Consider the following 15,924-nt stretch of genomic DNA (forward strand, 5'->3'; position numbering starts at 1 on the left):
CCGTTCATTCTTCCATCGGCGGCGGGAGCACGCTCTTCCGGTAGAAGTATTCCACCTTCTCCGAGTCCGGATCGACCGGCTCCGCCTCCGGCTCGGCCGGCGCGTTGCCGCCGATCGCCGCCTCGATCTGCACCTGCTCGAGCGCGTCCATCATCGAGGCCGCGCTCGGGAAGCGCTCCTCGCGGTCGAGCGCGAGCGCGCGCATCGTCGCGACGTCGAGCGAGTGGGGCACCTCGGGCCGCAGCATGCGCGGGCGGATCGGCTTCACCCGCTGGATCTCCGCGAGCAGGGCGGCGGCCGTCGGCGCCTTGAACGGCAGCTGCCCGGTGAGCATCACGTAGAGCAGCATGCCCACCGAGTAGAGGTCCGCGCGCGCGTCGAGATCGCGGACGCCTTGCGCCTGCTCCGGCGCCATGAACGCGGGCGTGCCGGCGATCGCGTGGCTCCCCGCGGCGGCCATCGAGACGAGGATCGACGGCGCCGCCGCCCCCGTGTTGAACGCCTCGGCGACGCCGAAATCGAGCACCTTCACGGTGAGCGGGCCGCGGCCGCCGCCGACGAGACAGATGTTGTCCGGCTTGAGATCGCGGTGGAGGATGCCCTCGGTGTGCGTGACGACGAGCGCGCTGAGCACCTGGACGGCCACGTCCAGCACGACGGGAATGGGCATGGGGCGCTCGCGCGCGAGCCGCTCGGTGATGGTCTCGCCCTCGAGCCGCTCCATCACGAGGTAGGGCGTGCCGTCGTCGAGCACGCCCAGATCGTAGACCTCGACGATGTTCGGGTGGCCGAAGCGGCCGGCGACGGCGGCCTCGTTGTGGAAGCGCGCGATGGCCGTCTTGCTCTGAGCGTACTGGCCGCGGAGCGTCTTGATCGCGACCCGGCGCCGCAGGCCGATGTGGATCGCGTCGTAGACCATCCCCATCCCGCCCTTCGCGATGACGCCGAGGATGCGGTAGCGGTCGTGCAGCAGGCGGCCGACGAGCGGCGCTTCCTTCGTCGGCCGCGGCTGATCGGGATCGATGTCGGGCGGCAGCGGCCCGTCCACCGGCCACCCCGACTCGCCCCTGCTCGTCGGCGGTACCCGCGTCGAGGAGGGCGGGGCGACGCTCGGCGTGAGCGCCGTGCCGTGCACCGGGCACCTCTCGGTGTCCGACGGGTGCGGCAACCCGCACGCCTGGCATCGGATGAAGTGCTGCGGCGGCATCGGGGACCCGGTCAGAGTACGGGTACATCCGCCCATGCAGCAAGCTCGTTCAGGGACCGAGCGTCCCGGCCGGGGGGGCACGCCCACAGCGTGTGGTTGGGTAGCCAACCCATGTCATCTTCAGCAGCTGGGTTGGATCGGCTCGCGGCTTACGGTAGGCTGAGCTCAAACGTGCCGCAGCCGGTCCGAAAGCCAACCCGACGAGCGCGAGAGGTGCCGCGGCGAGGCGGGTACCAGAATTTGCATCAGAACGTAAGCGAGAACGTAAGCGAGAACGTAAGCCGGAACGTGAGCGAGAACGTAAGCCGGAACGATTGGCGGCACGTCGACCTGAACGTTGACCAGCACGTGAACCAGTACGTAAGTCGAACGTAAGTCGAGCGTTAGGCAGCGCGTGACGGGCTCGGGGTACGCTTTCCCCGACTGCCAGCAGTGGGGGCCAGCGGGATGGGAAGGGGAAAGAGACAGAGGCCATGAGCACGGCGGAGAAGCTTTCGGACGGTGCCTCGGCCAGCGGTGAGTCCGATCCGCTGCTGGGAAAGGTCTTGAATCAGAAGTTCAAGATCCACTCCCTCCTCGCGACGGGCGGCATGGGCGTCATCTATCGCGGCGAGCAGATCGCGCTCGAGCGCCAGGTCGCGATCAAGGTCCTGACGCCCACGAACTCATCGAATCAAATCGACCCCAACTTTCATAAGCGCTTCTTCCTCGAGGCGAGCATCCTCGCCAGGCTCCAGCACCCGAACATCGTCACGGTCTTCGACTACGGCCGAGTCGAGAACATGGAGCCCGAGCGGTACTTCATGGCCATGGAGTTCCTCGAGGGCGAGACGCTCTTCCGGCGGCTGCGCAAGGCGGGCCGCCTCCCGGCGCCCGACTCGATGGGCATCGCCCGGCAGATCGCGCGCGGGCTGCGCGAGGCGCACAAGCACGGCGTGGTGCACCGCGATCTGAAGCCGTCGAACGTCATGCTCGTCCCCGGCGAGGACACCGGAGAGCTCGTCAAGATCCTCGATTTCGGCCTCGTGAAGGTGCTCGCCGACGACTCGGAGGAGCTCACGCAGCAGGGCTCGTTCCTCGGCTCACCGCGCTTCATGTCGCCGGAGCAGATCTCGCACGGCAAGGTCGATCTGCGGACGGACGTGTACTCGCTGGGCGTGATCCTCTATCAGATGCTCTGCGGGAAGGTCCCGTTCGAGGCGCAGAACTCGGTCCAGATCCTGATCGCTCACCTGCAGCAGCCCGTGCCGCGGATGAAAGAGCGCAACCCCGAGGCCGACGTGCCCGAGCCGCTCGAGGCGTTCGTGCTGCGCTGCCTGTCGAAGGATCCGGACGGCCGACCGGCCAACATGGAGGCCCTCATCCGCGGGCTCGGCGAGTGCGCGCAGGCGATGGGCCTGTCCCCGGCGTTCGGCTCGACGGGCCTCGTGACCATGGACTCCACCGGCACCGGCAGGATGCCGACGCCGATGCCGCCCGTGCGCGTGATGACGGCGATCCCCGCCAGCTCGTCGTCGCCCTCGTCGACGTCCGGCGGCACGACCTCGCAGGTGGACGACGCCTCGCTCGGCGCCGCCTCGCGCCCGGCCGACGCCGCGCCGCAGGGCCGCAAGGGCATCGTGCTCGTCGCGGTGGGCGTCCTCGCCGTCGCGGGCATCGGGGTCGCGATGTCGCAGATGCGCTCGAGCGAGCCGCCGCCGGCGCCGGCCGCCGCGCAACCGGCGAAGCCGCAGGTCGCGCCGCCGCCCGCCGACGTCGGGTCGTTCGTGCTGATGGTCGAGTCCATGCCGTCCGGCGCCGAGGTGCTGGAAGACGGCAAGCCGCTCGGGAACACGCCGCTCCAGCTGTCGCTCTCGAACAGCTCCGTGCGCGCCAACCCACGCCGGCTGACCGTGCGCCACGAGGGCTACGAGCCGTACTCGATCGTCCAGGGCCCCTCCGATCAGTCCGTGCGCCTGGTCGCCACGCTCACGAAGCAGGCCGCGGCGGCGCCGACGAGCACGCCTGCCGCGCCCACGCCGCCCCCGGCCTCCCCGGCGCCTCGCCCCTACGCTGGCCGGCCGGCCGCGAGGCCCACGCCCGCTCCCGACGCTCCGCCCCCGCCCCCTTCTCCTCGGCCGCTGGATATCCAGATCGAACGATGACCCTCCAGCGCCCCACACTCCACATCGTCGTCTCCCCGTCTGTCTTCACCGCGCGGCCGCTCTGGGCGGATGTCCCCGCCGGGGTGGAGGCACCTTGTTCCAGACTTTCCGTGGGCGAGCACCCCCTGCGCGGTGCGCACGGCAACGGTGAAGGAGACGATGTGCCGCATTCTCCGGAATATGCGCAGGAGTGCGCGCACGGACACGCGCACGCTCGCCAGCCCGCGCAGCGCGAGGAACGTCAAATCCAGCGGCGAACCGGGCCCTCCAAGGCCGCCCGAACCAGCGCCCGAACGATCGATCGAAGATCCCGGTATTCATCCGTTCCCGCCGGCAGTAGACTCCAGGCTCTGCGTCCCGCAGACGCGCTTCCCAGGCCGATTCCAAGCGGGATCCGTTGCTGAGGAGCAAGGAAATGAACCCGCTCGTCCCCGACTTCATCATCCAGCAAGACGCTCTCGGCAACACCGAGGGCAGCTTCACGGGGGCGGTGCTGATGATCGACATCCCCGGCTTCACCGAGCTCACGGAGAAGCTGATGCAGCACGGCCGCGCGGGCGCGGAGACGCTCGCCGGCACGCTCCGGTACTACTTCGACCCGCTCATCGCAGCGGTCCACCACGCCGGGGGCTTCATCACGAACTTCGCGGGCGACGCGTTCACGGCGCTGTTCCAGGACACGCCGGACCGCAAGGTCGCCGAGTACGTGCTCGGCGCGGCGCTCGCGATGCGCGACCTGTTCGCGGAGCACCCCGAGCGCGACACGCCCTTCGGCAGCTTCCCGTTCTCGTTCCGGATGGGGCTCGCGTGGGGCTCGGTCGAGTGGGGCATCGTCCGCATCTCCCCGGAGCGCGCGTACTACCACTTCCACGGGCAGGCGCTCGCCGCGTGCGTCGCGATCGAGCGGCAAGCGCTGAAGGGCGACATCCTCCTCGACCGCGCGCTCTGCGATCGCATCCCGCCCGCGAGCGCGAAGTACCACGGCGAGGGCGTCTACAAGCTCGGCGACGTGCCGGCGCCCAGGATGCCGCAGGTCCCGAGGAACCCGCCGCGCGGCGAGGGCACCGCGTTCGTTGCGAGGGGCGTCGCGGACATGCCCCCGGAGGGCGAGTTCCGCAACGTCACGAGCGTCTTCCTCTCGTTCGAGCAGATCCCGAGCTTCGCGGAGCTCACGCGCCTCCTGCACGAGCTCTCCGAGCTCTACGGCGGCACCTTCACGGGCATCGACGCGGGCGATCTCGGCATCGCCGCGCTGATCCACTTCGGCGCCCCGATCACCCACGAGAACGACAACGATCGCGCGCTCGACTTCGCGCTGGAGCTGAAGAAGCGCGGCCTCCGGCAGATGCGCCTCCGCGCGGGGATCACGCGCGACGTCCGGTACGCCGGCTTCAACGGCGGCACCGAGCGGCACGAGTTCGCGTGCATCGGCCGCGCGACGAACCTCGCCGCGCGCCTCGTCGCGAAGGCCCCCTGGTCGGCGATCTGGGCCGACGAGCAGGTCTTCCGCGCCGGCGAGACGAGCTACCAGTGGACGACGGAGAACATCTTCCGGTTCAAGGGCTTCGATCTGCCCATCCTCGTCTACTCGCTGGAGCGCCGCCGCATCTCGGTCCAGAAGGAGTTCTACGACCTCGGCCTCATCGGCCGCGAGGCGGAGATCGAGCAGCTCGCGCGCTACGTCGGGCCGATCTTCGAGGGCAAGCCGGCCGGGATCACGTACATCGACGGCGAGCCGGGGCTCGGGAAGAGCTACCTCGTGCAGCGCTTCCGCCACCGGTGCGAGGAGCACCAGAGCGACCGGCCCTTCCTGTGGATCGACGCGCGCTGCGACCAGACGCTCCAGAGCTCGCTGAACGCGTTCGAGTTCGCGCTGAAGGAGTACTTCTGGGAGTCCTCCGCGCTCGGCAAGGAAGAGAAGCTCACGAACTTCGATGACGCGTTCGAGTACCTCCTCGAGCGCCTGCCCGAGAGCCAGGCCGCGCTGAAGCGCGAGCTCGATCGCGCGCGCTCGGTGTTCGCCGCGCTCATCGGCATCCGCTGGGAGGACTCGCCGTACGAGCGCCTGCACCCGAAGCTCCGGTACACGAGCACGCTGTCGGCGCTGAGCTTCGTCTTCCTCGCCGAGGCGTCGCTCCAGCCGGTGATCCTGCACCTCGAGGACGCCCACTGGGCCGACGAGGACTCGCTCGAGGCGGTGCGCGTGATCGCGCGCGCGTGCCGGGGGCTGCCCATCGCGATCATCTGTACGACGCGGCGCAAGGACGACGGCACCCCCGTCCGCATCCCGCTCGACCCGGGCATCTCCGAGAACGTCATCGAGCTGAAGCCGCTGCCGCGCGAGCAGCTCCTCGCGCTCGCGGTCCCGTTCTTCGGCGGCCCGATGCCGGACATGCTCGCGACGCTCCTCTGCGAGACGGCCGGCGGCAACCCGTTCTTCGCGCAGGAGATCCTCGCCTACTGGCTCGAGGACGGGCGCTACGGATCGAGCTCGAGCTCCATCTCGATCTCGAACACGTTCATGCCGCCGAAGAACGTGAACAGCCTGCTCATCTCGCGCCTCGACCGGCTCGACGCGAAGGTGAAGCAGACGATCGTCGCCGCGGCCGTCCTCGGGCGCGAGTTCGACCTGCGCGTGCTCGCGCTGATGCTCCCCGACGCGTCCGTGCTCGAGGAGCACGTGCGCATCGGCGAGGCGCAGTGCATCTGGTCGCAGATGACGGAGCGGCGCTTCCAGTTCAGCAACGCGCTCCTCCGCAACGCGGCCTACGAGATGCAGTCCCGCGCGCGGCTCCAGGAGCTCCACCGGCTCGCGGCCGAGGCGATCGAGAGCCTCTACGGCGACGACCTCGAGGACCAGCTCGTCGCGCTCGGCCGCCACTGGCGCCGCGCGGGCAAGGTGGACCACGCGCGCCGCTACTTCCTCGCGGGCGCCCGCAAGGCGGCGGCGCGCTACGCCCACGAGGAGGCGACGCGCCTCTACCGCGTCTACTTCAAGCTCTCGCCGGAGCCCACGCCCGAGAGCGTCGTCGTGCGGTACGAGTTCGCGCGCGACGTCCTCGAGGCGAGGGGGCGGTACCAGGAGGCGCGGCAGGAGCACATCCGCGTGCTCACCGACGCCCAGAAGCTCGGCGATCGCGGGTCCGAGGCGCTCGGCTTCCTCGGCCTGGGCCGCACGCACTGGGCGATGCAGCAGCCGGACGACGCGCGCACGTACTGGGAAGAGGGGCTGCGCGCCGCGCGCGAGGCGGGCAACCTGCCGGCCGAGGGGCTCACGCTCGCGAGCCTCGGGATGGCCTACGCCGTCCAGGGCCGGTACGACGCCGCCCGCACGCTCTACTCGCGCGCGATCACGGTCGAGCGGCAGATCGGGAACCGGCGCGAGGAGGCGAGGCTCCTTGGGGAGTTCGCGAAGCTGCACCGGCTGAGCGGCCACCTCGGCGAGGCGGAGGCCCTGCAGGAGCAGGCCGCTGCCATCGAGCGTGAGCTGGGGGCCTCTTGAGCCGGTGGGGGACGCTGCCGTGCCCTCCGCCCACGCGAAAGCGGCCCCGCCGTCCGACGTCGTCGCGCGCTCCCTAGATCGCGGCGCAGAGGCCCCGCCGGCCCGCGCGGCGCCGGCGTGCCCCGGCCCTCGCCGCCCTGCGAATTCCGCTGACAATCGATCAAGAGGTCTCCCAAGAGCATGACACGACAGGCAACAAAGGAGTCACCTGCGCTGTTGAACGAGGAGCTCCTTGAGAAGGCGAAGCCTTCCAAGCTCATGCCCGCCGTGATCGCCGGAATGGTCTCGGGGACGCTGGTCGTCTCGTTCGATATCTCTCTTGGCGCGCTGATATTCAACCACGGGCTGGCCGATTACCTCTCGAGAGGGATCGGCATCATCCTGATCAGCTCCGTCATCGTCGGCGTGATCGTCTCCCTGCTCAGCTCCTACAAGCCGGTGATCGCCGCGCCGCAGGAGGACGCAGCCGTCATTCTCGCCTCGATGGCGGCGGCGATCACGACGGGCATCGCGCAGAAGGACCCGACGGCGAGCCCGTTCCCGACGATCGTGGCCGCCATCGCGATCACCTCGGTGGTCGCGGGCGGCTTCTTCCTGCTGCTCGGCCTCTTACGGCTCGGCATCCTGGTCCGCTTCATCCCGTACCCCGTGGCCGGCGGCTTCATCGCAGGCGCCGGCTGGCTCCTCCTCCAGGGCTCGATCTCGGTGATGTCCGGCCAGCCATCGGCGCTCGACATCTTTCCGGCCGTGGCGATGGATCCGGAGCTCTTGAAGCGGGTCCTCCCGGGCCTCGTGTTCGGCGTCCTGCTCCTCCTGGTGCTGCGGCGGTTCTCGTCGCTCCTGCTCCTCCCCGTGCTGCTCGGGGGCTCGATCGTCGTGTTCTACGTCTCGGTGGGGCTCGCCGGCGTCAGCGTGCAGCAGGTGCTCGACAGCGGCTGGCTCCTCGGCCCGTTCCCGGCCGCGTCGCTCTGGCCGCCGATCGCCGCCTCGGACCTCGGGAAGGTGGACTGGGGGGTCCTGTTCGGCAGCGCGGGCAACATGGCCGCCGTCACGATCATGGCCGCCATCACCGTGTTGCTCAGCGCGTCCGGCGTCGAGCTCGCGACGGAGCAGGAGATCGATCTCGACCGCGAGCTGCGGGCCACGGGCGTCGCGAACATCGTCACGGGCCTGTTTGGCGGCATGGTCGGCTACTTGTCGCTGGCCGAGTCGTCGATGAGCTTCAAGGCCGGCTCGAACAGCCGCGTCTCGGGGCTGGTCGCGGCGGCGATCAGCTGCGTCGTGCTCTTCGTCGGCGCCGACGCCATCCTGTACTTCCCGCGCCCCGTCCTCGGGGGCCTGATCGCCTATCTGGGCTTCCACTTCCTCATCAACACGCTTTACGAGGGCTGGTTCCGGCTGCGGCGCATCGAGTACTTCGTCATCGTGGTGATCCTCCTTGTCGTCGCCGTCCGGGGCTTCCTCGTCGGCATCGGCGTGGGGCTCGGCGTCTCGTTCATCCTCTTCGCGCTCAGCTACAGCCGCATCGAGGTGGTGCGCAACGCCATCTCCGGGCTCCACCTGCGCAGCAACGTCGCTCGCAGCGACGGCGAGGAGATGACCCTGACGGAGCGCGCCAAGCAGCTCTACGTGCTCCAGCTCCAAGGGTATATCTTCTTCGGGACGGCGTACAATCTCCTCTCGACCGCCCAGCAGCGCATCCAGAGCGACGACGGTGAGGTGCGCTATCTGCTCCTCGACTTCCGCCACGTCAACGGCATCGACTCGTCCGCCATCGCGAGCTTCCTCCGGCTCCGCAGGCTCGCCAAGGCGAACGGCGTCAAGCTCTTCTTCACGGAGGTGCGTGTGGACATCCGCAATCACCTCGAGCGGGGTGAGGTCTTCGTCCGGGGCGACGACGACGTCTGCCAGATCTACCCGGATCTGGATCGAGGCCTCGAGGCGTGTGAGAAGGACATCATCGCGGAGGCGCCGCCCAGCATGCTGCCGCCTCCGATGCTGTTCTACGATCTCCAGGACGTCTTCGGCGGTCGCGATGAAATGCTGCGTTTTCTCGGCTACCTCGAGCGCGTGGAGCTCCCGGATGGGTTCGATCTGTTCCGGGCCGGAGATGTCTCGAAGGAGCTCTACCTCATCGAGAGCGGAGAGCTCACGGCCTGGCTCGAGATCGACGGGAAGAAGGTGAAGCGGCTCCGCACGATGGGGCCGGGGTCGGTCGTCGGCGAGTCCGGGCTCTACATGGGAGAGAAGCGGTCGGCGACGGTCACCGCCAGCCGGCAGTCCACGCTCTACCGGCTCTCGGAGGAGGCGCTGCAGCGAATGACGGCGGAGGCGCCCGAGCTGGCCGCGGCCTTCCATCACAACGTGGTCACGCTGCTGGCCCGGAGGATCGTGCACTCGACGGGGCCCGTGAAATCGCTGTTCAACTAGGCTCGTCGAGTCGGCTTGGAGTGTCGCGTTCCCGTGGAGACTCGCTTGCAGCATGGTGCGATGGCAGGACGCCTCTCCCCGGTGCGCGCCGCGCGCCGGGGGGCCGGCGTTCCCGCTTTTCAATGCTGCACGCGTGAGCACCTGGATCCGGCCGTTCCGATCGAGCACGACGAGCACGATGCGCACGATGCGCACGATGCGCACGATGCGCACGATCACCGAGCGCAGCCTGCGAGCATTGCGGTCCTGTGTTCCGGTCGCGTCGAAACATGCATTGCCGTGCCGCGCGCCGTTTCACCTGGGGGAGAACAATCCCGTGTAATCGCTATCCCGGATGCGCGTGGATGCGCGGCGAACACACATTTGAATGCAATTTCGACGATCTCTTTCGGATTCAGAGCCACGAAATGTACGATTCGCCTAAGCTTGCGAACAGTCGTGGTTTCGCTCCGAATGAGAAGGCCAGTCGTGTTGCTTACTGCGCATCACATTTCCCTTGACAAGGGGACGCTCGCTTGCAATCCACGAACCCCAGGGTTGCGGCCGGGGCTGCCCGGCGTCCCGCGCGCGTCCTACCGGCCGATGGGGGCCTCGGTCCGCAGACGCGCTCCGCTGGTTGGCGCTCCGGGAGATCTCAGAGGCCAGCATCGCGCCAGCGAACACCCGCAGGCCTGTCCGCCTTGAGCAGCTGGAGAAAGGACAACTTATGCAAACTCAACGTCGACCCCTGATGGTACTAGCCATTCTGTGGGGCATTCTATCGGTTGTCGCCTGCAATAACAACAAGGCCCCTGCTGAGAAGCGCGAGGATTCGGGCGCCAAGGAACCTGCAGCTCAGCCCTCCGAGCTCAGCGTCCTCATCTTCCCGAACTACCTGGACGACAAGAGCATCAAGGACTTCGAGACGCAGAACAACGCACGTCTGCGGCTCACGATCTACGACTCCACCGAGGAGATGGAGAGCAAGCTCGCCTATGCGGGCGCCGACGCGCAGTACGACGTCGTCGTGATGGCGGCCCACGCCAGCGGGCGGCTCGCGCGCCGCGGGCTCATCCGCCCCCTGGATCACGCCCTGCTCCCCAACCTCAAGAACCTCGAGTCGCGGTTCTCGGGCCCGAACTTCGACGAGAACAACAAGTATTCTATCCCCTACCAGTGGGGCACTGTCGCGATCATCTACAACAAGAAGAAGATCCCGAACATGGATCCGACGTGGGGCGTGCTCTTCGACGCCCAGAAGACGCCGGGGACGTTCGTGCTGATCGACGAGATGCGCGACATGGTCGGCGCGGCGCTGAAGTACAAGGGTTTTTCCAGCAACACGTCGAAGCCCGAAGAGATCCGGGAGGCTGGGCGCATCCTCAAGGAGGCCAAGAGCAATCCGAAGTGCCTCGGCTTCAAGGGCGGCATCGGCGCGACGCAGGACGTGAAGGGCGGCTCCGTCGACATGGCGGTCGTCTGGAACGGGGACGCGCAGAAGGTGGTCTGGGAGGACAAGGATCGCCTCGCCCTCGTCATTCCGAAGGAAGGCTCCGTGATCTGGGTCGACGTGATGACCGTGCCCACCAAGTCGCCCCACCCCGAGCTGGCCCACAAGTTCATCAATTACATGCTGACCCCCGAGGGCGGCGCGCAGCTCTCGATGATGACGAAGTACGCGACCCCGAACAGCGCCTCGCAGGCCCAGCTGCCGGTCGAAGATCGGACGAACCAGCTCATCTACCCGACGGGCGACCTGGCGACCCGCCTGGAGGCCCATCGCGATCTCGGTGAGGCGGCCAAGCTCTACGACGAGGTCTGGGCGGCCGTGAAGTCGAACTGACCGCGAGGCGATGGCGCCAACGAGGTGTTCAGCCTCAGATCACGCCGATGCCAATCCTGCGCGACGCGCCGGTGTCGAGCGCACGCCCGAGCTGGAGTGCGTCGATCTGAACGTAAGGACCCCCATGGAAGATCATCGCTCCAAGACCACTTCTCGCGCGAGAGGTATGATCGTCGACAACGCGTTCACGGCCGATAGCCTCTATGGCGTCCGGCGCGAGCCGACCTACAGCGGCGCGCTCTCCTTCCTGCGTCGCAAGTACACGCGCGATCTGACCGGCGTCGATGTGGCGGTCACCGGCATCCCGCTCGACACGGCGACCAGCAACCGTCCAGGGACGCGCTTCGGTCCGCGCGCGGTGAGGGAGGCCTCGGCGCAGCTCGCGTGGAACCGCCCTTACGGCTACGAGTTCGACCCGCTCGACCGGCTCGCCGTTGTCGACTATGGCGACTGCGTCTGGGATTACGGGCGTCCGGAGGAGAGCCCTGCCGCCATCGAGGAGCACATCGGCCGCATCCTCGACGCCGGGGTGACGCCCCTCTCGATCGGGGGGGATCATTTCGTGAGCTACCCGATCCTGCGCGCCGTGTCCAAGCGCCGCGGCAAGCTCTCGCTGATCCATTTCGACGCTCACTCCGACACGTGGAGCGACGAGGTCGGATCGGGGCGGGTCGATCACGGCACCATGTTCTTCCACGCGGCGCGGGAGGGCCTCGTGGAGCCCAGCCGCTCGGCGCAGATCGGGCTCCGCACCTACAACGCCGATACGCTCGGCTTCCAGGTGCTCGACGCGCCCTGGGTTCATCGCCATGGCGCGAGGGCGGTGATCGAGCACGTGCGTAACATCGTCGGGGACCACGAGGTTTACCTGACGTTCGACATCGATTTCCTCGATCCGAGCTTCGCGCCCGGCACCGGCACGCCGGTCTGCGGGGGGATGTCGACCGCTGTCGCGCTGGAGATCCTGCGTGGGCTCCAGGGCATCGCGCTCGTCGGCATGGACGTCGTGGAGGTCGCGCCCGCGTACGACGTGGGTGAGATCACGGCGCTCGCGGGTGCGACCATAGCCCACGAGGGGCTCGGGCTCATCGCGTGCCGGCCTGGCGCTCAGAAAGCAAGGGAGCCGTCCGAGAAAGCAAGGGAGCCGGCCGAGGGAGAGCGGCGTTAGAGCGGCGGTCACCCGCTTCGGATACGGGCCCATCTCGTCGTTTTCGGTGCTCGGCGCACAGGAGTGCGCTTCCGCGCCGAAAACGACGATCTGGGCCCGTCTCCTGTGCGGGTGACCGCCGCTCTGCGTCGTGTGTAGCAGCGGTCAGCGGCGTGTCTGGCGGCGCGGAGCCCGCGCTCGGTACGGCGCGAATACCGCTTCTGGCGAGTCTTCGGTGAACTGGCGGAGCACGCGGTTCAGCCCGCGCGTGCCGTGCGCGCGGACCGTCTGGACGCGGTCGAGATCGAGCACCTCCCCGAGGTACTCCTCCCCGGAGCCGCCCAGGAAGAGGACGCGGCCCTCGGGATCGACCGCGATGGAGCGCCCGCCGCCGATCTCCACCGCGGCGTTCACGTTCACCACATAACACTGGTTCTCGATCGCGCGGGCCCGGGCGAGCACGAGCTCCTCCTCGCGATCCGGCGTCGTGGTGAGCGTCGGGTGCAGGATCACCTCGGCGCCGCGCAGCGCCAGGCCGCGCGCGACCTCGGGATACCAGCCGTCGTAACAGATCATGAGCCCCAGCCGGCCGACGCGCGGGATGTCGAACACGGGCGCGGGCTCATCGCCCGGCGCACAGGTCTCGAAGGGCATCCAGGGATAGAGCTTGCGGTACCGCGCGACGAGCTTGCCGCTCGGCGAGAAGACGAGCGCGGTATTGTGCAGCTTGTCGCCCGCGCGCTCGTAGATCGACCCGGCGCAGAGCCACCTCCCGGCCCGGCGCGCGATCGCGCCGAGCCGCCTCGTGAGCGGCCCCGGGATCGGCTGGGCGAGCTCGTGCGACGGGGAAGTGTGGCGGAACGGGTGATCCCCCGTGAGCCACAGCTCGGGAAACAGGTAGAGCTGCGCCTCGGGGAACGAGACCCCCAGCGTCTGTACCTCGCGCTCGAGCTTCTCGAGCGTCGCAGCAGGGTCGCCGGGCACGGGCCGGGACTGGACTCCGATGATGTGGAGGAGGCGAGCCATACCAGCGATGTTATACCCCCCTCTGCGGCGCATAGGCATTAACCAAGCTTCGCGCCGCGTTCTCCTACTTCCGAACGTTTACGTTTACGTTTACGTGGTCGTGGTCGTGGTCGTGGTCGTGGTCGTGGTCGTCAACGGTAGGTCGTGAACGACCACGACCACGACCACGACCACGACCACGTTCACGTTCACGTTCACGTTCACGTTCACGACCACGTTCACGTCCACGTTCGCGTGGGTGGCCGATGGTGGGGGCGGGCTTCGTGCCCTGAGCGTGACCGAACGAGCTTGGCTAACGCCGATGCCCTCTGCGACGTGCGTTCGATGGGGCTCCGTGAACGTCGCGCCGGGCGAGCGCGTGGCGAGCTCGCTCAGGTGGTCGGCTCGATCGACCCGCGCGCCGCCGCGATCACCTCGGCGGTGGCGAAGTGCGCCGACTCGAGGGCCCCTTGCGCCCAGCCCGTGTAGAGGCACGTGTGATCGCCGGCGAAGACGACGCGCCCTTCCCCGCGCTGGAGATCCGCGATCAGGTCGGTCTGATCAGGCCGGAACGCGGGCCAGCCGCCTCGCGTGTACGGCTGGTGGTGCCACGAGAACGACAGACCCTTCTGGAAGTACTCCCGGGCTTTCGGGAAGAACGACTCCATCGTCTTGAGCCCGAACTCGATGCGATCGGCCGCGGTGGGCAGCTCGTCGAGCGCCGCGGCGTTGCGGTCCTGCACGTACGCCGTGAGGATGCCGGAGGTGCCCGGCTGGAGCGAGGTCAGGTCCCACAGACGCTCGATGGGCGTGGTCGTGCATGCCGCGAGCAGCCCGATGATGCCCTCATCCGCCCAGAACCGGTGCGAGAACTGGAAGTTGAGGCGGGTGACTGTGAACATCGGGATCTCCGACGCGGCGCGGTGCTTGGGGCCGGAGAGCGGCGGGTCGAACGCGACCTCGAGCAGGATGCGGTGAGGGAGCGCGCACACAACGAAGTCGCCCTCGATCGTCTCGGGGTCCCCGTTCCTGAGGAACTCGACGGTCACGCCGTCCTCGCGGGAGATCACCCGCTGCACATGGGCCCCCTTGAGGATGCGATCGCCGAGATCGTCGGCGAACGCGGTGGTCAGGCGGTCGTTCCCGCCGGCGATCGCGTAGGTGTGGAACCACTTGGCGTCGAGCCGCTGGTTCGCCGACCAGGCGAGGCCGCTGAACATCTCGATCTCCGTGCCCTCGTACGCGCGGCAGATCTCCCTCGCGGCGTGCGAGGCCCCGGTCCGGTCCAGGCTGCGGTAGAACGTCTCGCCCGAGAAGTCCTTGCGGACGGTCGCCGGTGGCCACTGCGTGTCCCGCGGGTCTCCGATCGCCGAGAACGCCTTCGCCGCGAGCTGCAGGTTGAGGGACTCAGCGTCGATGTCCCGCTCTTCCGGGGTGAGCGGAAAGTCAGCAGGATAGTGCGCCTTGCCCCGGGACGTGCTCAGGAAGCGATGGCCCATGACGTAGTACAGCTGCGTCGCATCGAGCGGATACTCGAGGATCTCCAGCCCGAAGTGGCGCGCATAGGCGAGCGTGAGGACGTGGGTGTCGGCGATCCGGGTGACGCCGAGCTCGGCGTGCTGGTCGCCGAAGTGGTTCCGGAGCGTGTAGAAGCGGCCGCCCACACGGTCATTCCGCTCGAGGATGATCGGGTCGAACCCGGCCTTCCGCAGCGACCATGCGGTGCACAGCCCTGAGATCCCGCCGCCGAGCACGATGACGCGGCGCCCGCCGCCGACGCTCGGCCATTCAGGTAGAGTGTCCCACAGCCGGGGCAGCATCTCCCCTGCCGCCGCGAGACGACGCCGGTCGTAGACGGATGCGAACGATTGCTCGGGGACATCGATCGGGCGGTCGGACAGCATGGACCTCTTGCTCGGGCTGGCTGACGATGGTCAGGTTGGCAAAAACGCCGTCAAGATGGCGCGCCGCGGGTGGAATACCCGACGCGCGCTCCTCTCGTGACCTAGGGGTCGGCGCGAAAATCGGCGCCGATCGCTCTCCTGGTCGCTCCTGGTCGCGGCGCGATCCGCCGAGCGGCGCGCCCGTTGTTCCGCCGTCGCTCCGGACCGCGCGCGCCGTGTGCCGCGTGATCCGAGGTCGAGGAGCAGATAGTCACGAGTGACCATGATGGACAAGCGATGTTTTGCTTTCAAGCAAAATCATGACCGCGCCGATTGCCACAAGAGGTGCGGGCATCCGATGATGTGGTCACTTCGTCTCGGTTACGGGTCTCGGTTACGTGGTTACGTGGCCGCGCACCGTCGGATCGCCGCTTTGTCGACGACGGCCATGAGGCGAGCGTACCGCTCCACACCATCGCGCCTCGATCGTGGAACGCGGAGGATCGTGCGTGATTTGCGCCCCGGCGCACGATTTGCGTCGAGCAAGGAAGTGTCCGAGAGCGCTGCATAACGCGCGAGGCCGGGCCAGGCGCTGGGTTCACGCGAGATGTTGAATTCGCGCGTGGCGCGAACCGCGTGCAGCGGTGAAGCTCCTGCCAGAGTGGAACGGTGCAGCGAGTGTGGTTTGCGCCACGCCCGGAATGGATGAGGCCGCTGAGGCGACGCCGTTCGATGGCCCGCTTGGCGCGAGGCTAGGCGCTGCGCTCGCCGCCCTGCGCTGCGG

The 15,924-nt window shown here is 68.3% G+C and carries 9 protein-coding genes; 5 read left to right on the top strand and 4 right to left on the bottom strand.

What is annotated here, in order from left to right; all coding sequences use genetic code 11:
* Window positions 1–4 precede the first annotated feature (4 nt).
* Window positions 5–1,168 (bottom strand): serine/threonine-protein kinase, encoded by a 1,164-nt coding sequence (locus POL72_RS19130; protein WP_272096871.1) that lies wholly within the window; start codon window positions 1,166–1,168, stop codon window positions 5–7.
* A gap of 512 nt (window positions 1,169–1,680) precedes the next feature.
* Here POL72_RS19130 and POL72_RS19135 point away from each other — a divergent pair.
* The 5 genes from POL72_RS19135 (at window position 1,681) to speB (ending at window position 12,273) form a co-directional block, all read left to right on the top strand.
* Window positions 1,681–3,351: a serine/threonine-protein kinase gene (locus POL72_RS19135; protein ID WP_272096872.1), complete on the top strand. Its 1,671-nt coding sequence runs from the start codon at window positions 1,681–1,683 to the stop codon at window positions 3,349–3,351.
* Window positions 3,352–3,766: 415 nt separating this feature from the next.
* Window positions 3,767–6,853, top strand: a complete 3,087-nt coding sequence (locus POL72_RS19140) for an AAA family ATPase (protein WP_272096873.1) — start codon at window positions 3,767–3,769, stop codon at window positions 6,851–6,853.
* A 216-nt stretch (window positions 6,854–7,069) separates the two neighbouring features.
* Window positions 7,070–9,283, top strand: coding sequence for a SulP family inorganic anion transporter (locus POL72_RS19145; RefSeq protein ID WP_272096874.1), 2,214 nt, complete (start codon window positions 7,070–7,072; stop codon window positions 9,281–9,283).
* Between the two features lie 730 nt (window positions 9,284–10,013).
* Window positions 10,014–11,105 (top strand): polyamine ABC transporter substrate-binding protein, encoded by a 1,092-nt coding sequence (locus POL72_RS19150; protein ID WP_272096875.1) that lies wholly within the window; start codon window positions 10,014–10,016, stop codon window positions 11,103–11,105.
* A gap of 166 nt (window positions 11,106–11,271) precedes the next feature.
* Window positions 11,272–12,273, top strand: coding sequence for an agmatinase (speB, locus tag POL72_RS19155; protein WP_272096876.1), 1,002 nt, complete (start codon window positions 11,272–11,274; stop codon window positions 12,271–12,273).
* 144 nt (window positions 12,274–12,417) lie between these two features.
* On the opposite strand, the gene POL72_RS19160 is transcribed toward speB, so the two are convergent.
* The 3 genes from POL72_RS19160 to POL72_RS19170 all read right to left on the bottom strand — a co-directional run bounded on the left by POL72_RS19160 (window position 12,418) and on the right by POL72_RS19170 (window position 15,161).
* The gene (locus POL72_RS19160; RefSeq protein ID WP_272096877.1) at window positions 12,418–13,278 is read right to left on the bottom strand and encodes a carbon-nitrogen hydrolase family protein; all 861 of its coding nucleotides are present in this window, start codon (window positions 13,276–13,278) and stop codon (window positions 12,418–12,420) included.
* Window positions 13,279–13,368: 90 nt separating this feature from the next.
* Window positions 13,369–13,500, bottom strand: coding sequence for a hypothetical protein (locus POL72_RS19165; protein ID WP_272096879.1), 132 nt, complete (start codon window positions 13,498–13,500; stop codon window positions 13,369–13,371).
* 149 nt (window positions 13,501–13,649) lie between these two features.
* The gene (locus POL72_RS19170) at window positions 13,650–15,161 is read right to left on the bottom strand and encodes a flavin monoamine oxidase family protein (protein WP_272096880.1); all 1,512 of its coding nucleotides are present in this window, start codon (window positions 15,159–15,161) and stop codon (window positions 13,650–13,652) included.
* Between the last annotated feature and the right edge of the window lie 763 nt (window positions 15,162–15,924).

Origin of the sequence: Sorangium aterium, from assembly GCF_028368935.1 — a bacterium.
Classification (GTDB): domain Bacteria; phylum Myxococcota_A; class Polyangia; order Polyangiales; family Polyangiaceae; genus Sorangium; species Sorangium atrum.